The sequence below is a fragment of the Fulvivirga ulvae genome (assembly GCF_021389975.1).
Lineage (GTDB): Bacteria > Bacteroidota > Bacteroidia > Cytophagales > Cyclobacteriaceae > Fulvivirga > Fulvivirga ulvae.
In genome coordinates, this window is sequence record NZ_CP089981.1 from 6,017,396 (window position 1) to 6,038,248 (window position 20,853).

The 20,853-nt window shown below is 41.4% G+C and carries 15 protein-coding genes; 7 read left to right on the forward strand and 8 right to left on the reverse strand.

The genetic code is table 11. The features are described 5' to 3' along the window. Positions 1-398 precede the first annotated feature (398 nt). Positions 399-1,298 carry a Ppx/GppA phosphatase family protein gene (locus LVD17_RS25200; RefSeq protein WP_233762585.1) on the forward strand — a complete coding sequence of 300 codons (900 nt, stop codon included), beginning with the start codon at positions 399-401 and terminating at the stop codon, positions 1,296-1,298. Here LVD17_RS25200 and ppk1 read toward each other — a convergent pair whose 3' ends face one another. Both ppk1 and gyrB read right to left on the reverse strand, forming a co-directional pair. Next, a complete protein-coding gene (ppk1, locus tag LVD17_RS25205; protein ID WP_233762587.1) occupies positions 1,299-3,488 on the reverse strand; it encodes a polyphosphate kinase 1 in 2,190 nt (729 codons plus the stop codon). A 123-nt stretch (positions 3,489-3,611) separates the two neighbouring features. Next, a complete protein-coding gene (gyrB, locus tag LVD17_RS25210) occupies positions 3,612-5,564 on the reverse strand; it encodes a DNA topoisomerase (ATP-hydrolyzing) subunit B (RefSeq protein ID WP_233762589.1) in 1,953 nt (650 codons plus the stop codon). A 400-nt stretch (positions 5,565-5,964) separates the two neighbouring features. On the opposite strand from gyrB, the gene LVD17_RS25215 reads away from it, so the two are divergent. Continuing rightward, positions 5,965-6,312, forward strand: coding sequence for a hypothetical protein (locus LVD17_RS25215; RefSeq protein ID WP_233762591.1), 348 nt, complete (start codon positions 5,965-5,967; stop codon positions 6,310-6,312). 11 nt (positions 6,313-6,323) lie between these two features. On the opposite strand, the gene LVD17_RS25220 is transcribed toward LVD17_RS25215, so the two are convergent. From LVD17_RS25220 to LVD17_RS25235, 4 genes are all read right to left on the reverse strand, one after another. Further along, on the reverse strand, positions 6,324-6,689 hold the full coding sequence (locus tag LVD17_RS25220) for a CoA-binding protein (protein ID WP_233762593.1): 366 nt from the start codon (positions 6,687-6,689) through the stop codon (positions 6,324-6,326). Between the two features lie 37 nt (positions 6,690-6,726). Then, a complete protein-coding gene (locus LVD17_RS25225) occupies positions 6,727-8,304 on the reverse strand; it encodes an NAD(P)/FAD-dependent oxidoreductase (protein ID WP_233762595.1) in 1,578 nt (525 codons plus the stop codon). A gap of 27 nt (positions 8,305-8,331) precedes the next feature. Beyond that, positions 8,332-10,149, reverse strand: coding sequence for a toxin-antitoxin system YwqK family antitoxin (locus LVD17_RS25230; protein ID WP_233762597.1), 1,818 nt, complete (start codon positions 10,147-10,149; stop codon positions 8,332-8,334). 61 nt (positions 10,150-10,210) lie between these two features. Then, on the reverse strand, positions 10,211-11,176 hold the full coding sequence (locus LVD17_RS25235) for a tryptophan 2,3-dioxygenase family protein (protein ID WP_233762599.1): 966 nt from the start codon (positions 11,174-11,176) through the stop codon (positions 10,211-10,213). Between the two features lie 177 nt (positions 11,177-11,353). Here LVD17_RS25235 and LVD17_RS25240 point away from each other — a divergent pair, with 177 nt between their 5' ends. Together LVD17_RS25240 and LVD17_RS25245 are read left to right on the forward strand one after the other, a co-directional pair. Further along, complete coding sequence (locus tag LVD17_RS25240) at positions 11,354-12,571, forward strand: acyl-CoA dehydrogenase family protein (protein WP_233762601.1); 1,218 nt, start codon at positions 11,354-11,356, stop codon at positions 12,569-12,571. A 164-nt stretch (positions 12,572-12,735) separates the two neighbouring features. Further along, positions 12,736-14,037 (forward strand): mechanosensitive ion channel family protein, encoded by a 1,302-nt coding sequence (locus tag LVD17_RS25245; RefSeq protein WP_233762603.1) that lies wholly within the window; start codon positions 12,736-12,738, stop codon positions 14,035-14,037. Positions 14,038-14,052: 15 nt separating this feature from the next. Here LVD17_RS25245 and LVD17_RS25250 read toward each other — a convergent pair whose 3' ends face one another. Together LVD17_RS25250 and LVD17_RS25255 are read right to left on the reverse strand one after the other, a co-directional pair. After that, a complete protein-coding gene (locus LVD17_RS25250) occupies positions 14,053-15,138 on the reverse strand; it encodes a FecR domain-containing protein (RefSeq protein WP_233762605.1) in 1,086 nt (361 codons plus the stop codon). A 256-nt stretch (positions 15,139-15,394) separates the two neighbouring features. Then, positions 15,395-15,970: an RNA polymerase sigma-70 factor gene (locus tag LVD17_RS25255; RefSeq protein ID WP_233762607.1), complete on the reverse strand. Its 576-nt coding sequence runs from the start codon at positions 15,968-15,970 to the stop codon at positions 15,395-15,397. Positions 15,971-17,062: 1,092 nt separating this feature from the next. Between LVD17_RS25255 and LVD17_RS25260 the strand changes: the two genes are divergently transcribed. From LVD17_RS25260 to LVD17_RS25270, 3 genes are all read left to right on the forward strand, one after another. Beyond that, positions 17,063-18,109: a T9SS type A sorting domain-containing protein gene (locus tag LVD17_RS25260; protein ID WP_233762609.1), complete on the forward strand. Its 1,047-nt coding sequence runs from the start codon at positions 17,063-17,065 to the stop codon at positions 18,107-18,109. A 173-nt stretch (positions 18,110-18,282) separates the two neighbouring features. Then, a complete protein-coding gene (locus LVD17_RS25265) occupies positions 18,283-19,161 on the forward strand; it encodes a hydroxypyruvate isomerase family protein (RefSeq protein WP_233762611.1) in 879 nt (292 codons plus the stop codon). 11 nt (positions 19,162-19,172) lie between these two features. Then, positions 19,173-20,852, forward strand: a complete 1,680-nt coding sequence (locus tag LVD17_RS25270; RefSeq protein ID WP_233762613.1) for a GMC oxidoreductase — start codon at positions 19,173-19,175, stop codon at positions 20,850-20,852. Position 20,853: the final 1 nt, after the last annotated feature.

A 20,853-nucleotide genomic window follows, 5' to 3' on the forward strand; every position in this document is an offset into this window, starting at 1 on the left:
GATACTCTTATCCTTACCTCTACTTGCTGGCCCTATTGACAATCCCAGTGGTTGCAATCGAATCCAAAGGTAGCTGTTTTATCATTTTTCCACCTATTATAATTAAAAGAAAGAGATAGATGGTACATCTCTTTGCCATCTGGCAATACTTGGCATAAAGTAATATTTTGAGCCAGACTTTAGTTTTTAACCTCACCTTGGATAAAATCTATACCACTCAAAAGGTTGTTATGTGTATATATGTGTAGACAGCCACAAAAATAAGAAACTCAAGAAAAAGCACTTTACATGCCTCATTATGCTAAGAACAAGATTAATTTAAATAAAGAAATCAATTTGAAAAATTGATAGCTAAATTTTATTATTTAGTTTTGGTTCAAGGTATAAAAAGCATCAATTTGAAACTAGCAGCTATAGATATCGGATCGAACGCCATAAGATTACAGGTGACCAATACGATACGGACCAAAGGGCAACTGAATTTCAAAAAACTAGAATATGTAAGGTTTCCTCTCCGGTTGGGGCAGGATGTTTTTAATACGGGAAGTATAAGTCCTTCCAAAAAGGCTAAATTCAAAAAGTTAATGAAAGCCTTTAAGCTGCTCATTGATCTTTATGAAGTAGACGACTATATGGCATGCGCCACTTCCGCCATGAGAGAATCTAAAAACGGAATGGAAATAGTAAAGGAAATTGAGGAAGATGTAAAACTAAAGATCCGGGTGATTGATGGTAAAAATGAAGCTCTTCTGATCAATAATGCCATTAGTTCGTTTCTTGATAAAAAGAAGAACTACCTTCATATTGATGTGGGTGGTGGAAGCACGGAGCTGACTATTATTAAAGGAGGCAGGAAAGTAGAATCAAGGTCCTTTAAAATAGGATCGGTCAGAAGGCTGGAGCATAATGATTCGCCAATTATTTGGAGAAACATGAAAAAATGGGTGTCCGAAAAAATGGTAGAATATAAGGACAAGATAACTGCGGTTGGTACCGGGGGCAATATTAATAAGATTTTTGAGCTGGCCCAGAAATCTCCTGGCGATAAAATGTCGCTGACTAAAGTCAAAGAGGTCCAGACATTTATCAGGGGATTAAGCATGGATGACCGGATCAATGAACTACAGCTTAATCCTGACCGTGCGGACGTGATCATACCTGCATCAGAAATTTATATAGCCGTAATGGAATGGGCGGGAGCCAAAAACATTATTGTACCTGACGTAGGCCTCAAAGATGGCATAATGCAACACCTCTATGAACGCAACACCAACAAGCAAACGATCAAGTTCAGCTAGTTAACTTTTATCAAGGTCAGGTATATACCTTTTTTCTTCAACGGTTTCCTCAGGCAACTTCTTTTGGCCGGGCTTTTTTAATGCCAGATCAAGATCTAACAGTGTATCCCTTATAACATTATAGAACTCTTTATGGATGTTGAATTCGGGTTCACCATCCGGATGTTTTTTACTGTAAGTTCCATCTTCATGCATTACATAGCTATTTACATTATCCTTAAGATTGTATTGTAAAATATTGATTATTTGCCTTTTAAGAAGATCATCCGTAATCATAAAGAGAGATTCCAGTCGTCGTTCAAAACTACGCACCATCATATCTGCGCTTCCGATATACACTTTAGAATCACCATTGCCATGAAAATAATAAATACGTGAATGCTCAAGGTACTGCCCTACGATAGATATAACCTGAATATTCTCACTAAGCCCGGCCCGGCCCGGCCTCAAACAGCACATTCCTCTTACTATCAGTTTAATCGACACCCCCGCCTGAGAGGCTGCATACAGCTCATCTATGGATTCCTTATCCTGTAAAGAGTTGATCTTGATCACAATACCTGATGGCAGACCTTTTCTGGCATTTTCAGCCTCTGCCTTTATAAGCTCAACCAGCTGCTGACGCATATCTTTTGGGGCCGTGATCAGGTTCAGGTATACATTGGGCATGGAGTGACCGGTTATAACATTAAAGAACTCGGACACATCATGGGCATAGACCTCGTTGGTGGTTAACAAACCAAGGTCTGTATAAAATTTTGATGTTGATTCATTGTAGTTACCACTGGAGAGGTGTACATACCGCGTTACTTTTTCTCCTTCTTTTCTTACAATAAGTAGTAGCTTGGTATGGGTTTTAAAGCTGCTTATACCATAAATCACAAAGCAACCTGCCTTTTGCAGTCTTTGTGCCTCACGGAGGTTATTTTCTTCATCAAAACGTGCCTTTACCTCAAACAATACGGAAACGTGCTTGCCATTTTCCGCTGCTTTAAGCAAAGCTGCTGTAACCCGGCTATCTTTAGCCAGTCTGTATATAGTGATTTTAATTGCCAGAACGCCTGCATCTTCAGCGGCTTTCTCCAAAAGTTCAAGTACAGGCTCAATGCTATTGTAAGGATGGTGCAACAAAACATCCCGTTCATTTAACACATCCAGGATATTGTAATCGTGAATTTCCGGGTAGCTTAGCGGGGGTACTGCTACAGGCATTTCCATCCTGAGATCTCTAAATTGAGGGTGATTAACAATTTGTAAGAGCCCGGTGAAATCCAGCAGGCTTTTCCTCTTTATTTTAAAGATATTGTCATCATCAATATCCCATCTTTCCTTAAGCACTTTAAGCATCCATGAATCCGGTCTGCCTGAAACTTCAAGTCTCACCACACGACCTGTTCTTCTGGTTTTGAGCTTTTTCTTTAGTTCTTCAAGGAAGTTTGCTTCAATATCATCACTCTCTTCCAGGGTAAAATCGCCATTTCTTGTTATTCTAAAGAGGTTAACGGACAAGACCTCCACATTTCTAAAGAGATGTTTAATGTTGTTGCGGATAATATCCTCTACCGGAACAAAGTGTACAACTTCGTCTCTTTCAATTTCCAGAAACTTAGGAAGGTTCGAAGGTATCTGTATAAAAGATAGCTTCTTGTAGTCCACACTGCCATCCTCAGCCTTGGTGACTACACCAAACACCAACCTGTTGGATATAAGAATCGGGAACGTATGATAGTTATCATATGCCATCGGCGTAAGCATAGGGTAAATCGTCGTTTCAAAGTAACTGTTTACTCTGCCTTTTTCCGCGCTTGTTAAATTTTTATAAGTGGTAATGGAAAAGTCATGCTGCTCAAACAGAGGCATGAGTTCATTCATGAAGAGACTATGCTGTTGATGAGAAAATTGTTTGGTACGAGTGAAAATTACCTGCCTGAACTGAATTTCTTTAAGACCTGAATAGTCTATTCTGGGTTTGTTATAGTCCAGGTAGTTATACAAGCTACCTACCCTGATTGTGAAAAACTCATCCAAATTAGATTCTGTAATGGCCAAAAATCTTAACCTTTCAATAATACTTTTGTCAGGATCCCTGGCTTGGTCCAGTACCCGGTCATTAAATTTGAGCCAGCTCAAATCCCTGCTGACATAATCACTCTGGGCTATTTGCTTTTTAATCTTTTCTGGTAACATCATATCTCGAACAAAATAATCATCTGTGTTCAAACAAAAAACCAATCACGAAAAGTTTTTATCCTCTAAAAACAGGAAAAGGGTTCCAGTCAACAGAACCCTTTTCAGATTGGTGTTTTACCTATCTTAAATATCTACCTTAGCGTATTTGGCATTGCGCTCAATAAACTCTCTTCGCGGCGCTACTTCATCACCCATCAACATTGAGAATAAATGATCTGCTTCTGCAGCAGACTCAATGGTGACCCGCTTAAGGCTTCGGTTTTCCGGATCCATAGTGGTTGTCCATAGCTGCTCCGGGTTCATTTCTCCAAGACCTTTGTACCTTTGTACTCCCACCGACTCTTCCTTACCATCACCTGCCATCTCCTGGATAAGTTTAATTCTCTCCTCTTCCGTCCAGCAATAGCGTTCATCCTTTCCTTTCTTTAGCTGGTAAAGGGGTGGCAGAGCTATGTATACGTAGCCTTTTTCAATCAAAGCATGCATATACCTGAAAAAGAAAGTAAGGATCAGGGTACGAATGTGACTACCATCAACATCAGCATCCGTCATGATCACGATCTTGTGGTATCTCAGCTTAGTCATGTTCAGTGCCTTCTCATCATCTTCGGTTCCAAAGCTTACTCCCAAAGCAGTGATCATATTCTTGATCTCCTCATTCTCATATATCTTATGTTCCTGAGCTTTTTCTACGTTAAGTATCTTACCTCTCAGGGGTAGAATAGCCTGGAAATTCCTATCACGCCCCTGCTTAGCTGAACCACCCGCTGAGTCACCCTCCACAAGATATAACTCACTAACGGTTGGGTCATTATTTGAACAGTCGGCAAGTTTTCCGGGAAGTCCCGTGCCACTAAGTACATTTTTTCTCTGCACCATCTCACGTGCTTTACGAGCTGCATGACGTGCCTGGGCTGCTATAATAACTTTTTGAACAATAGCTTTGGCTTCCTTAGGGTTTTCCTCCAGGTAATTATTCAACATTTCACCCACTACCGTATCTACCGCCCCACTTACGTCTGAGTTACCAAGCTTTGTTTTGGTCTGACCCTCAAATTGAGGTTCGGCCACTTTTACTGAGATTACGGAGGTAAGCCCTTCTCTAAAATCATCTCCGCTAATATCAACCTTCACTTTATCCAGCAGACCAGATTTATCAGCATAGGCTTTGAGTGTTCTGGTAAGAGCTCTTCTAAAACCGGCTACGTGAGTACCTCCTTCAATAGTGTTGATGTTATTCACATAGGATACTACATTTTCACTGTATGAGGTATTGTAGCTCATGGCGACCTGTACCGGAATTTCGCCCTTTTCACTATCCATGTAGATGGGCTCCGGGATCAGCTTTTCCCTTGTACTATCCAGGTACTGAACAAATTCCTTCAGGCCACCTTCAGAATGGAAGGAGTCGTTTTTAGGTTTGCCGTCGTCATCCAACTCACGCATATCATGCAAGGTAATACTTATACCTGCATTTAGGTAGGCAAGCTCACGAAGCCTTGAGGCAACTGTATCATAAGTAAATTCTGTAACCGTAAAAATGCTCCCGTCCGGTTTAAAGGTAATAGTGGTTCCTGTCTTATCAGTCAATCCGATCTCTCTTACCGAATATTGAGGCACTCCTATTTTATATTCCTGCTCGTAGATCTTTCCGTCGCGATGTACTACGGCTTTCAGGTCTGTAGATAAGGCATTAACACATGATACACCCACACCATGCAAGCCTCCTGAGACCTTGTAAGTATCTTTATCAAATTTACCACCGGCATGAAGTACTGTCATTACTACTTCAAGCGCCGAGCGCTTCTCTTTGGTGTGAATATCAACGGGGATACCCCTACCATTATCAGAAACAGAAATCGAATTATCCTCATTGATGGTAACAGAAATCACATCACAATGACCCGCCAAAGCCTCATCTATCGAGTTATCCACAACCTCCCATATCAAATGGTGAAGTCCCTTGACACCTACGTCACCAATGTACATTGCAGGTCTTTTTCTAACTGCCTCCAGGCCCTCTAGTACCTGAATATTACCTGCCGAATATTCTTTCTTATTTTCTTTATCGCTCATAAACTTTTATATAATCCTATTAAAACACTGCCGCCAACGACTGGAATCCCCTAATGTGGATGAAAAGAAAACCACCTGTAAAACTCCATGGACCAAGGTATTTTAAGGTCTCCCAAAACTACAATAATTAATGATTTTTTTTAAGGTTTTTGCAGGTTTATTATCAACTTATTTAACAAAACATCATTATTAAAATCCTATTAAAAATTCACTTATTCCAATATAATTTCAATATCTGTTTTCACGATAATTTACTGATTGGCAACCGGTTGAGAGCAAGCCAAAACCAACTCCAAAAAACAATATATTAATCTGATCTGTTAATTTGTTTTGATACGCATTTCACTCAGATATGGAACAGTTTAATCGTTTTCTTATCACAGCTCTTTGCCCCTTACTGATGTACGCCTGTGATAGTGATGATGGAAGAGAATTTTATGAAATCCAAGACTTAAAGGGCAAATGGTATCTGGAGTCATCTACACGCGATGGGTTTAAAATCTGTCCGACTGAAGCTCCGGTGCTGGTAATAGCTGATGACAAGCTTGAGTTACCTATGACAGATAGTAATGGGTGCCAGGCTGGATCTTTGACGAACGAGTATACATTTGACGGAGAAATTTTTACTCTTAATTTCGACCAGCTGGTGGTCGTCATCAAAGTTGAGTCATTTTCGCAGCATAAACTTGTACTGAAATATTCCGGTACAACTGAAAACAATCAAGCTACTGAAACCTACACCCGATAAAGGAACATTGCCTAATAATTACCAACGCGTAGCATTACCAAAGTACAAGCCTCTTCAGTTTCTATTCCCTGCTTGTGAGCTAATTTTTCCAGTTCATAATTTTCAGTACCCGGGTTAAAAATAATCCGCTTTGGTTTCAGGCTCAGAATATAGTCGTACCATTCCGGTTGGTTTTGAGGGCCGATGTACAGGGTTACTGTATCGACATCCTCAACATGGGGTTTTTCTTTGATATTAAGTATCTGCTTATCAAAAACTTCTCCCTGTTTGATGCCTATTGGCACTATCTCATGGCCATGATCAGTCAAAAGCCGGGCGGCCAGGTAAGCGTATCTTCCCGGGTTGGTTGTTGCTCCTATGATTGCTGTTTTTTTCATATCTCATCAAAAGCCCCAGCTTATATTCAGGGCTGTTTTATACTTCAACGTTTAAATACCGACTCATCAGCGCTTCTGCGCAACGCTCTCCATCCATTGCTGCTGAAACGATTCCACCGGCATACCCAGCTCCCTCTCCGCAAGGGAAGAGTCGTTTCAAATCAACATGCTCAAGTGTCTCTTTGTTTCGGGGAATTCTTACAGGAGATGAAGTTCGGCTTTCAACTCCTATTATCTGCGCTTCATTAGTATAGTAGCCCTTCATTTTCTTGCCAAAAGCCTTAAAGCTTTGCCTGAGGCTCTCTAATATAAAACCAGGAAGTATCTCAGTCATATCCATTGATAGTGTGCCTGGTTGATACGACGTATCCGGTAAGGATGATGATACCTTGTTTTCAACAAAATCAACCATTCTCTGAGCGGGAGCTGTTTGTGTTCCTCCTGCAAGCGCCCAGGCCTTTTGCTCGACTTCTTTCTGAAAGTAGATAGCTGCCATTTCACCATGTTTTTCAAGGTGCTTAAGGTCATTGAGCTCCACGGCCACTACTATACCAGAGTTAGCAAACCGGGAATCGCGTCTTGAAGGACTCATACCATTGACCACTATCTCTCCCGGACTGGTAGCTGCAGGCACAATAAAACCTCCCGGACACATACAAAACGAAAATACGCCCCTCCTGGTATGATTGACCACAGCCTGATTGACCAGGGCGTATGACGAAGCTGGCAAGTAAGGATCCCTGTCATTCTCGCAGCTGTATTGGATCTTATCAATTAACTGCTGAGGATGCTCTATTCTCACACCCAAGGCAAACGGTTTGGCTTCAATAGCTACCTTTCGCGACTTTAACAATTCAAAAATATCACGTGCCGAATGTCCTGTAGCCAGTATTACTCCCTCTCCTTTTATTACCTCTCCACTGGCCAGCTTCACTCCTGAAAGCTCATCTCCTGAAAGCACCAAATCCTCCACCCTTGAGTCGAAACGTACCTCTCCGCCTGCATCATTAATACTTTCTCTGAGGGCTGTTACTATCTGAGGGAGTTTGTTGGTGCCAATATGCGGGTGAGCATCATACAATATTTCATGTCGTGCACCATGCGCAACCAGTATTTCCAAAATACGCTGTACGTCTCCCCTTTTTTTAGACCTTGTATAAAGCTTTCCATCAGAATACGTTCCGGCACCACCTTCTCCAAAGCAGTAATTTGAATCGGGGTTTACGGTATGGTCCTTGTTTATTGCAGCAAGATCCCTTCGCCTTGACCGGACATCTTTCCCTCTTTCAAGTACAATGGGTTTTATGCCCTTTTCAATTAATCGCAAGGCGGCAAATAGCCCGGCAGGACCTGCTCCAACAATTATAACCTGCTTCGCCCCGGAAACATCTGGGTAATCTTTCTTATAGCTAATCAGTTGGGGCAGTGGCTGATTCTGATACACATCAACCTGTACTCTTATCCATACACTAGCCTGGCGGGCATCGATGGATCGCTTAACAACCCTGAAACCGGTGTTAGCTCCTGGTTTCAGCTTTCTGTTGATTATTTCCTGAAATTTTTCCTCATCAAAGGCCTCCTCGGGCTTCAACTTGAGATCAAGTGTTTTTTTCAATGTGTAAGGTTTTTATCCTTAAAAAAATTATTTCTTACCTCTTGCTCCAAAGGAAAAGGTGTAACCAAGATTGAGTCCAAAATTAAAAGCCAGGGGTATTTCGCTTTGTGGGAGATCGGAAAATGCCTCCTCAAAGGTATTGCTAACATCAAAGCTTCTGTAACCGGTGCCAACACTTACAAATGCATCAGCTGTAAAACCGGAAGTGACCGTACTTTGCATTAAACGGTAACCCAGCAATGCCGAGTATTCAATTTTCTGTTCACTTGCACTTGCCCTCACTACATTATCAGGGATAAGTACATGACTTACATTGGCAAAGTGGCTTAGGTTTGTAAACCTTATTTCATGACCAAAATACCACAAACCAAATTCTCCTCCGGGATTATAAAACTTTTGTTTAATGGCGATATCATAGCCCCTGCTATATACTTCGTTAAGGGGGATGTCATTATCCCTCGCAAAAAAGGGGTCACGAATACCTTCAAATTCAAACTCGTGCCCCAGACGCTCCTGTAAATAAAACTCCATACCCACAGGCACCCTGCCAATAAATGAAAAGAAAGGGTTCGCATTTACCACTACCCCTTGAAATTCGTTGATTTTTGATTGAAAATACCTGAACCTTCTGCCTCTAAACCTAAAATCCGCAACGCCATATTTCCGGGTATGGTTTATTTCTTCCAGATCTTCTTTTTTGATGAGATTGTTGTCATAGATAGGCTTGTAATAGCCTGACAAGGAGCCGTCATTCTTATATAATTCCCACTTTCCTATCTTTTTTCCATCCTCAATGATACCCTTAGTTTGCAAGGAACCATCCGGATAGTAGCCAAAATACTCCCCTCGCCCATTGACAAATTTACTTTCCCCTTCCAGATCTCCGCCTTCATAATAGTACTTCCATAAACCATGGTTCTTGCCGTCTACAATTGGCCCCCTTACCTTCAGTTTGCCTCCCTGGTAGTATTCTGAATATATACCACTTCCATGCTCAAAATTACCCTCTCCTTTAAGAGAACCATCCTCATAGAAAAGCCCCCAGTAACCGTTCTTCTTACCATCAACAAATTCTCCTTTTGAGCTTACTGCGCCATTTTCATGGTAATAAATCCATTTACCCTCAGGTACACTGCTCTCAAAGCCTCCTACAGCCATAAGTGCGCCATTGTGGTGATAATACTTCCATAGCCCGGATTTCTTTCCATTGAGGTATTGGCCTTCCGCCTGTAGTGTACCGTCTTTGTAATAGTATTTCCAGATACCAACATTCCTGGAGTTTGATTTAGGGCCCTCAGCACGCTTTTCTCCCGTTGGGTAATATTCGGTATACCTTCCCTTGCCATTGGCATAATTAATATCACCTTTCATACCACCGTCTTCAAAATATTCCACCCAGTGACCTTCCCTTCTGTTATCCACAAAAGAGCCTTTTTCCTTTAAAGCTCCACTTTCATAGTATATTTTCCACTCTCCCTGCCGCTGCTCCACATTAATGTCACCTTCCATGCTTTTGTTTCCATTCTCGTAAAAGTACTCCCAGTAGCCATTGTTTGAGTTGTTGGTAAGATCTCCCCGCATCTTAAGCTTGCCGGTTTCATAGTAAAATTCCCACTCGCCGGTAGTCTCATTGTTAGTAAACTGACCTTTCGACTCAATATTGCCATTAATATGGTACGACATATATTTGCCCTCCAGCACATTACTTATTGTGTCACTCACATGATAAATTTCCTTCAGATGAGTCTTTTCCTCATCATGAAAGGTATACCTTGTGTGTTGTGCCGACACAAAATGACAACAGCATAAAAAGCCAATAGCAATATAAGCGATCAGTAATCTCAAAAAATGTAATATTTTACACCTAATATACGCAGAAATGCTTGTTTTGGAGTGCTTTGAGGGTCTATTTATCAAAGACCTCTTTCATCACCCAGGTCTTGCCCCATTCTTCAATTTCTTGTTTTGACCAAAGCTCCGGGAAAAACACAATTTTCTGAAAACGAGGTGGCAGGAATTTCTGCCAGTTCGTACCACCGGTAGCAGCAATATCGTCGGGGTCTTTATGCAGGTATCTAACAGCAGATTTATAATGCGACAAAGGCCAAAGTACATTAGCAGACAAATCATACTTTCGCATGGCATTTACAATCTCATTTTTACGATCCGACTCTAAAAAATTTCTTCTATATACTTCCAGAATACTTTTTGATCTGTACTCTCGGGCCAGATTAATGAACTCATCCAGGTATTTTTCCTCAAATTGCTTAAGTGTAAGTGTTTTCTTCCCAGAAGCCAGTTCTGTTGCACCCCTTTTCCAATAGATCTTATCCATAAGTATCTCGGCAGCATCATCCGCAGATAGCTTTGCCCTGGAATCATACTCCACAAGGTTGTAAAGACTTGTAGAGCAAATTTCAATTTTGCGGTATTGTGCAGATTGAAAACCGCTGGCAGGCAGTAGTGACATCCTGAATTTGAGAAACTGATCTCTGTCCATACCATCTATCATTACCGAAAAAGAGTCTTCTAGTATACCGAAGTAGCGGTTTATCCGCTCCAGCTTTATCAAAAAGAATTCCTCTGTAATGTCTGTTTCTGCAGATATCTGGTCTATTTCCCAGAGAATAAGTTTAAAGAATATCTCGGTATGCTGGTGGTAGGCTATAAAAATCATCTCATCTTTCAAGCCTGTTTTAGGGTTTTGCAGACTCAAAAGTGTATCCAGATGAATATAATCCCAATAGGTCAGATAGTCAGAATACAGCAGTCCATCGAGGTAGGAAGAGAGGTCCTGACCCATTACCTCATATTTTTCTTCAAGCTTCTTTATTTGCTCCAGAATTTTGGGATCAATTTCCGATTTATTCATAGACTTTTATAAGCAGTTTTTAATACAAATTATTTGGCATTTACCCAATAACAGACATCAATTTCAAACGTTTTAAAAAAGAAATAACGCCGAAATTGCCCCTTAATCAATGGTAAATCTTTAAATGTTGCGTAAATTTGAAACTTAAAACTGAATAACCCAAATTATAGATAATTGATGACGACTAATACCGCACAAGGAGAAGCGAAACGTAAATCTTCCAACGACTTATTTGAATCTCCGGATTTTTACCAGATAGATGACCTGTTGACAGAAGAGCACAAGTTAATCAGGGGCTCAATCAGGGATTTTGTAAAAAAAGAGATATCTCCATACATCGAAGAATGGTGCCAAAATGCGCACTTTCCATATGAGATTGTCAGGAAATTTGGTGATGTGGGAGCGTTCGGCCCTACAATTCCCCTGGAGTATGGTGGCGGTGGCCTTGATTATATTTCCTATGGTTTAATCATGCAGGAGATTGAGCGTGGCGACTCTGGTATGCGCTCCACAGCATCGGTACAGGGGTCGTTGGTAATGTATCCAATTTATAAATTTGGCTCAGAAGAGCAGCGCAAGAAATATTTACCAAAGCTGGCTTCGGGAGAATGGCTGGGATGCTTTGGACTTACCGAACCGGACCATGGCTCCAATCCAAGCGGAATGGTGACTAACTTTAAAGACATGGGAGACCACTATCTTCTCAATGGGGCAAAAATGTGGATCTCCAATTCACCAAAAGCCGATATAGCGGTGGTTTGGGCCAAGGATGAAGAAGGTCGTATCCATGGACTGATCGTAGAGCGTGGTATGGAAGGATTTAGCACTCCTGAAACGCATGGCAAATGGTCGTTAAGAGCCAGTTGTACAGGTGAGTTGGTTTTTGATAATGTTAAGATTCCTAAAGAAAATCTGCTTCCCGGCAAAAGCGGGTTAGGAGCTCCCATGATGTGTCTAGATTCTGCCCGTTACGGCATCGCCTGGGGTGCCATTGGTGCTGCCATGGACTGCTATGATTCAGCCAGAAGATATTCAAAGGAGAGAATCCAATTTGACAAGCCTATAGGCTCGTTCCAACTGGTACAAAAGAAGCTCTCGGAAATGCTAACAGAAATCACTAAAGCTCAGCTGCTGAACTGGAAACTGGGCAAGATGATGGAAGAAGGCAAAGCCACTACAGCCCAAATTTCCATGGCGAAAAGAAATTCAGTAGAGACGGCTCTAAACATTGCCCGTGAAGCAAGACAAATACACGGAGGTATGGGCATTACCGGCGAATACCCTATGATGCGCCATATGATGAACCTTGAGTCCGTTGTGACTTATGAAGGTACTCATGATATACACCTGCTCATACTCGGTGCAGAGATTACTGGCATTCCTGCATTTAAATAATAAGGACTATTTTCTATTAATACTAAAGCCTGTTGCATAAAGCAACAGGCTTTTTTGGTTAATTAACTCACTTTTAATGCAACCTCTCCCCTATTTGCTGTTTTATAAAACAATCCATGGGCCTGAATCATTTTAAAGTTAGCTTCTGATATACCTAACTCACAATGAAAATGGCATCAAACCTCAATAAACATGATCTCGAGTCTGCGGACAAAAGATCAGTCAGTAAACAGAACCGGCATGACTCTTACATACAAAAAGCACGTAAAAGGCCTGATAAAGCTATGAGGAGAAAAAGGGGAACTACAGTAAAAGGAGCCCAAAACAGACTCAAACAATTCAAGCAGGCTACTATTCTGGCAGTAGCCATAACCGGTTTTTTGATGCTGATCCTTGCTCCAGAAGAAGCCGGGTATACGCAGAGCAACACCCTTTATGCGCAAACAGGGGCCATTGATGAAAAAGTAACTACCAATACCCATGCGGCGGAAGGCAAGGAATTCACTGAAGTAGCAAAAAACGAAGCTATTGTCACCGTCACTAATATCTGGCGCGGCTTTTATGCTAACCTTCCTAAATTTTTGATCGCACTTGTTACTCTTATTATTGCGTGGCTTTTGGTGAAATTGATCAGGAGTTTACTGTCCAAAACCATCGGAAAGTGGAAAAATGGTTATGCTATTACCACGCTGGTGATTATTTCGGTTTGGCTGTTTGCAATTGGCGTTGCAGTCAGCGTAGTGGCCGGAGATATACGTGCTCTTGTAGGTTCACTCGGTTTAGTGGGTCTGGCGTTGTCATGGTCTCTCCAGACACCCATCGAGAGTTTTACCGGCTGGCTGCAAAACTCATTTCAGGGATATTACCGTGTTGGAGACCGCGTAAGCGTTGGAGAGGTTTTTGGCGATGTGTACAAGATTGACTTTCTCACAACCACGGTATGGGAAATCGGAGCTCCTTACAGGCAGGGATTCGTACAGGCAGAGCAACCAACAGGCCGGCTGGTAACTTTTCCCAATAATGAGATCCTTTCAGGAACAGTAGTTAATCTGACCCGTGATTTTTCATTCGTTTGGGACGAACTGGCCATAGCTGTTGCCAATGAATCTAATATAAAACTTGCTATGGATGTTATTAATAATGTTGCTTCAGACCTGCTGGGTGATTACATCAGAGAGCCTTCAGAAAAATATTCCAGCATATTGAAAAAGGCAAACTTGAATCATACTGTTGCAGATAAGCCGGAAATATACCTTTCGCTTACCGAATCGTGGACCGATATTGTAGTTCGCTACCTTGTAGGTGCCCGTGAAAGAAGAAAATGGAAAAGTGAGCTTATATTAAAAGTAACGGAAGAATTAAATAAAGATAAGTACAAAGGGAAAATTATCCCGGTTTACCCGCGAAAACAGGTGCAGTTTATAGATGCTGTGGGCACTCCTTACGAAGCAAAGAGCAGCCACTGATCCTGCTGCTGTTAGTTACAGATCTGCGGAACTGATAACGCTGGCGGACTCAACTTCTACAACTATTTTCTGAGTATCCGTAAAAATGTCAAACAAACGCTTTTTATAATTCACTGTTTCCCCGGGCTGAATCCTGTCAGTGATTATAAATGATGCGGTTGAAGTTTTTCCATTGGGCTTAGTATAGGTTGCGTTCAAAACTACATCTGTGTAAATAGCTATATCCGCCCGGTTAACGAGCTGCCCTTCAATGACCGATATATTAATTTTGTTTTTCTCCCAGCTAAATCTGTTAGTCAAATACGCTTTCGGATTATCTTTCTCATGCTCATAGGCCTTATTATTATGCTCTCTCCATGTGGCGTATGCTACCTCCGAATTTTGAGATTTGACTGGCCCCTCGCTTAAGGTCACAACTGCCTTTTCGCCCGCTATAACCACTACCTTCTGCTTATTTTTAGATTTTACGGATGAAACACTAACCTTTCCCTCTGCAACTGTTAGTACAACACCTACAGAATCTTCTTTGATATTGAACGACGTGCCTAACACACGGGCATAGGCCAGCGAGGCTTTTACAATAAAGGGTTTCAAACTATCCGGCTGTACTTCAAAATAACCTTCTCCTATAAGGGTAACCCTCCTGTTTTCCTCGCCAAAATCTTCAGGGTAACTCAATTTGCTGCCTGCATTGAGCCATACTTTTGTACTATCAGGCAGATAAAAAGTTACCACCCCTTCTTTAGCACTAATGTCGATCATTTGCTCTACGGGCCAAAGAATAAACAGGGCAATGGCAAACAGCAAAACACCCGCAGCTATTTTAAGCCACATGCTATATCTTCCCACAGTTTGAGCTTCAAATGAGGAGCTTTCATTGTTTATTCTTAATTGTAATCTCTCCCATTCATATGCTGTATCCGTTTCCCGCACATCCAACCTTACACCGGAGTTTTCCCAAATCTGCTTTGCTTCGGCAAATTCTTTTTGATTCTGCAGAGAAGATTTTATCCAAAGATCCATTTCTTCTCTTTCAGGATCGTCGAGATCGCCTGACAGATAAGCAGCAAGTTTATTCCAATGTGGAGTACTCTTTTTCATTAATTTTGTACTATATAAAGGTATACTACTTTTTACCCATGTTTTATTTTCACGTGCTTCTGTTGCGAAAATTTTGAATAAGCCGGACATGTACGAGAAGAACATGATGAAACTAAAACTACAACTATTATTGCTATTACTCCAAAAACCACCCTCTTCATAATGCTAAAGTTTATGTTTACAAATAGAACATCAAGAAGCGTTAAAGCCACTTTATAACTTATAGCACAGAGATCAGTCTATACCCCCAAGCCAGTTAAGTTTTAAATTCATGTAAAAGCATCCATACAAGCCCTATCAGAATAATAAGCACCAGAGAGCTGACTCTTAAATATGGTTTAAGCTCATGACGAAGCTTTTGCAAAGCGATTCCCATTTGATTTTCCACTGTTTTGAGCGACAACCCAAGTACTTCAGCAATTTCCTTATACTTCATGCCCTCATGTCTGCTGAGCAGGTAAATGGTTTTACATCTGGGAGGAAGCTTATCTATAGCCCCCCTAACCCTAACCTCCAGTTCCCGGCCAGTTTCTTTTTCAGGTTGAAACGAGTCAGCAATTTCCCTGGCGGCACTTTCTTCATCAAGTTTAATAATTTTTATATTTGACCTCAAATAGTTCAGAGCGGTATGTGAAGTGGCTTTAAACAAATAATGCTTCATTTGCTGCTGAAAATTCACACTGCTACGGTTCTTCCATAGCTTATAAAAAACATCCTGCACTATATCCTTAGCTGCATCGGCATCTCCAACAATGTTAAAAGCGAGCCCGCAAAGCTCTTTATGATAAGTATTAAACAATGTTTCGAATTCCTGATGCGCTGCTTCCTGCATAAAACCTATACTAAACCGCTTTATCGGCAATTGACAATAAAGCTACCAATCAATAAAGAGACCGGGGCAAATAATTTAAAAAAAATCAAAACTCCTTTAGGGGTTTCTCCAAACTCGTGTGCTATAAACTAAAGCTTATCCATCAGACCTTGTCAGTATTAGCGCTGCCTGATACATAAGATTTTTCTCAGGGCCTGATTTTACATTGGAGCGCTAAGTTTGAAGTAAAAATTAATTGAGCAAAAGTAATATAAGCTTATGCCGATAAGATGATCAGAATGCACCCGTTGGTTGGATAGATCCTTGCGAGGGTCACTTTTGGGTTAATCAATGTTTTTAACATAGATTATTTCTGGTCATCGGAGCAGAGTCCCCTCCTGACTCTGCTCCACTTTTTCTAAACTTCATATTGAAACTTTTCAGCAGTTTTGCACCCCCGATAGTGACTTATAGCTATCTAACCTTTCACCTGCGCTTCCCCAAAACTTGTAAAAGCCTCTTAGATACTAACCGTATGACCTCTATCCCCTTTAAAGCATATGGGTACTAAACATCATATGTAATAAATAATACAGCATAGACATAAAGCAAAAGCCTCAAAAAGAAGAAAAATACCAGCTAAAACCAATAAATAACACCTTCAATAATGAACTATACACATCGGATCTTCCTAAATGATGTACATATAACAAGTCTTTTTGTCCATTTTTATTATTTTTTGACAAAAACGCACATAAACTAACATGACTCATACATTAGCGCCTTAAATAATTTCAGGCCTAACTTTCACATTAGTCTTCTCAGGGTAGAAGGAGGCGAAAACAATCATTCATTCAGAGCAGAGTCGGTTTTTATTAGCTTAGGATTATCTCCAAACCAATTTCGCATTTATAAGCTATTCGGGGGTTTCGGGGTTATCCCTTATACCTTTTTTAAGGACAAATCCCCATAGCCCTAAGAGTTATCACTTAAGAGAAAATATATCAATTTAATTAGCTTAAAAATAAACATACGACTGTAAAAAATCAGTTAAATACAATTTTATTAAAACTACGCATCTACCTACCTTGCATCAAGATTCAAATACAAATCATGATGAAAAGCCACAACAACATTCCTCAGATTAAAAGCATAAGCGCCGCAATGATGTTATTATTCAGTGCCTTAATGTTTGAAACCCAGGCTCAGGGCAACTGTGTATCTACTGAGTACGGCAGTGAAGGGACTATTACAGAAAAAATAGGCCAAAGCTTCACAGTTGCAAACTGCGCCGGAGCTATATTTTATTCTATTGAAATAGGCAAAGCTGATTCTGCAACATACACGGGAGATCTGGCCATTTACAATGGCGAAAGTATTGAAGAAGCAAGTTTGATGTACTCTCAGTCCGATGTCAGTATTTCAGGCTATGGTTTTCAGGCCATATTTCTAAACATCAGCGGAGGATCTTTATATTTTGCATCCGGTAATACTTACACATTTATTTTCTCTGGTTTTGAAGGAGAGCTAAAATTCAATCACTCGGATATTAATGATTACGAAGGCGGCAAGGCGTACATAAATGGCTTCCAGTCAGGTATCGACCTTTCATTCAGAATCAATGTAATAGAAGATGAGGTACTACCTGTAAGCCTCACACGTTTTGACGCCAGGGAAAACCTTGAGGGAAAAATTGACCTTTCATGGGCCACCGCAAGCGAGTCAAACAATGCTGGTTTTGAGATTCAACACAGTGCAGACGCTAAAAACTTTGAGTCTATTGGCTGGGTTTCCGGTAACGGCACTAGCAATACCTACCAAACTTACTCCTATACTACTTCAGCAGAGCCCGGCAAAAATTACTTTCGTCTTAAGCAGGTTGACCATGACGGCAAAGCCACTTACTCTAAGCCTTTGGCTGTTGCATTAAAAACAAAATACAAAATCGGTCCAAACCCAACTTCAGGCCTTGTAAACGTACACCTCAATAACTTTACCGAAACAGAAGTGAAAGTTTACAATGCCACTGGAGACATCGTTAGTACACAAAACCTGGCAGAAAGAGGTCAGATTGATCTTTCATCTCAGCCAGCTGGCATATATGTAGTTCAGATCACCGCTAATCAGGAAAAAATAGAGCAGAGAATAATAAAGATGTAAAATTCAGGCAGCTCATCACCACCTCAAACGTTTGCGGAATTTTATATACCTCAACAAGCCCTGATATCATTGCATGAACCTACCTTTTTATATATCTTAAGGAGGCTTTTTATCAAATATTACCCTTCCGAGAAGGGTAATATTTCTTTTCAACATCATCAAAGCAGATTGCAATGAACCTCAAAGATAAAAGAAGGTCAGTTTTAAAAAAGCTACTGGCAGGTACAGTAGCTGTTGCCTCTACCCCACTTTGGACTGGCACAACCTATTCAAAGACCAACCCTCAACTTAAGCGTAATATTAATCATTCGGTATGCCGATGGACCTTCAATCAGCTTTCGCTGGATGAGCTTTGTCTTTTGGTAAAGAACATTGGTTTCGATGCTATAGACCTGGTTGGGCCTGGCGATTGGAATATATTGAAACAACACGGTATACATTCATCGATGTGCAACGGGGCAGAAATAAATCTTGAAAAAGGCTGGAATAACAAAGCTTATCATCAGCAACTTGTGAAGAACTACTCCGAAGTAATCCCCCTTGTAGCCAAAAACGGTTACAAAAACCTGATCTGCTTTAGTGGAAACCGAGATGGCATGGATAATGAAACCGGGTTGAAAAATTGCGTTGAAGGCTTAAAACAAATTTTATCGTTGGCAGAAAAATCAGGAGTTATCATTCATATGGAGCTTTTGAATAGCAAAGTTGATCACCCGGACCAAATGTGTGACAACACACCATGGGGAGCAGAATTATGTAAAAGACTAGGTAGTGAGAATTTCAAGCTCCTGTACGATATCTATCATATGCAGATCGGTGAAGGTGATATTATACGCACGATTCAGGATAACCACCAGTTTATAGGCCATTACCATACAGCCGGTGTACCAGGCAGGCACGAGATTGACAGCTCTCAGGAACTGAATTACCCGGCAATTATGAAAGCCATACAGGCGACCGGCTTTAAAGGTTATGTAGCCCAGGAGTTCCGGCCGGTAAAAGAGGACAAAAAAGCCTCGCTCCGGGAAGCAATATATTTATGTGATATTTAAACAGGAAATTAATGGCAGATCAGAATTATGATGCGATAGTAGTAGGTTCGGGCATAAGTGGTGGTTGGGCAGCCAAGGAGTTAACCGAAAAGGGACTAAAAGTGCTACTACTAGAGCGCGGAAAGAATGTAGAACATGTAAAAGACTACAAAAATGCCACTACCGCTCCCTGGGAGGTGCCACACCGCGGTATGGATACCCAGGAAATGATAAAGGCACACCCTGTACTGAAACGAGACTATGTACTTAATGAGCTCAACCTGGACTTCTGGGCTCATGAGGCCGAATGCCCGTATGTAGAAGAAAAGCCGTTTAATTGGTTCAGAGGGTACCAGGTAGGTGGTCGCTCACTCACATGGGGACGCCAAAGTTACAGATTAAGTGAAATCGACTTTGAAGCCAATGCAAAAGAGGGCATAGCGGTAGACTGGCCTATCCGCTACAAGCACCTTGCTCCCTGGTATGACCACGTGGAAAAGTTTATTGGTGTAAACGGATCGGTAGAAGGACTTCCGCAGCTACCAGACGGCCATTTCCTACCTGCCATGGAGATGAATTGTGTAGAAAAGGACGTAGCGCAAAGAATAAAGGCCCACTACCAGGGTGCCCGCCGAATGATCATGGGCAGATCAGCCAACCTCACAGAGCCTAAAACAGGAAGAGCCCAATGTCAATATAGAAATAAATGCTGGTTGGGCTGTCCGTTTGGTGCATATTTCAGCACGCAATCATCCACTCTGCCTGCAGCCATGCAAACCGGTAACCTTACTCTAAGGCCCTTTTCTATTGTAACCCGGGTATTATATGACAAAGACAAGAAAAAGGCTTCTGGTGTTGAAGTGCTGGATGCTGAAACCAACCAGACCTATGAATACAATGCCAAAATAATATTTCTGTGTGCCTCAGCTTTTAACTCCACATGGATATTGATGAATTCGGCAACTGACATCTGGCCCGAAGGCTTAGGCAGTAGTTCTGGCGAGCTTGGTCATAACGTTATGGACCATCATTTTCGGGCAGGAGCTTCTGGCATTATGGAAGGCTATGAAGACAAATATTACTACGGGCGCCGGCCTAATGGGGTCTATATTCCGCGGTTTAGAAATCTATTTGGCGACAAACGCGATTATTTGAGAGGATTTGGCTATCAGGGTGGTGCCAGCAGGGAACGATGGAGTAGCAAGGTAGCCGAACTGGGAATCGGTGCAGAACTAAAAGAAGCGCTGTCTGAGCCCGGCCAGTGGACCATTGGCATTACCGGTTTCGGTGAGATACTTCCTTATCACGAAAACAGGATCTATCTATCCTCAGAGGTAAAGGACAAATGGGGACTTCCGGCTTTGGTCACTGATGCCGAATTAAAAGATAATGAAAACAAAATGAGGCTGGATATGATGAACGACGGGGCTGAAATGCTGGAAGCAGCAGGAGTAAAAAATGTGCATACATGGGATTCCGGGTATATTTTCGGTCAGGGTATTCATGAAATGGGAACCGCGCGTATGGGAAAAGATCCTAAAACATCTGTCTTAAATGGCAACAACCAGGTTTGGGATGCAAAAAATGTATTTGTAACTGACGGGGCCTGCATGACCTCCGCGGCTTGTCAAAATCCATCATTGACTTATATGGCATTAACGGCAAGAGCATGTGATATTGCAGTAAATGAATTAAAGAAACAAAACATCTGAT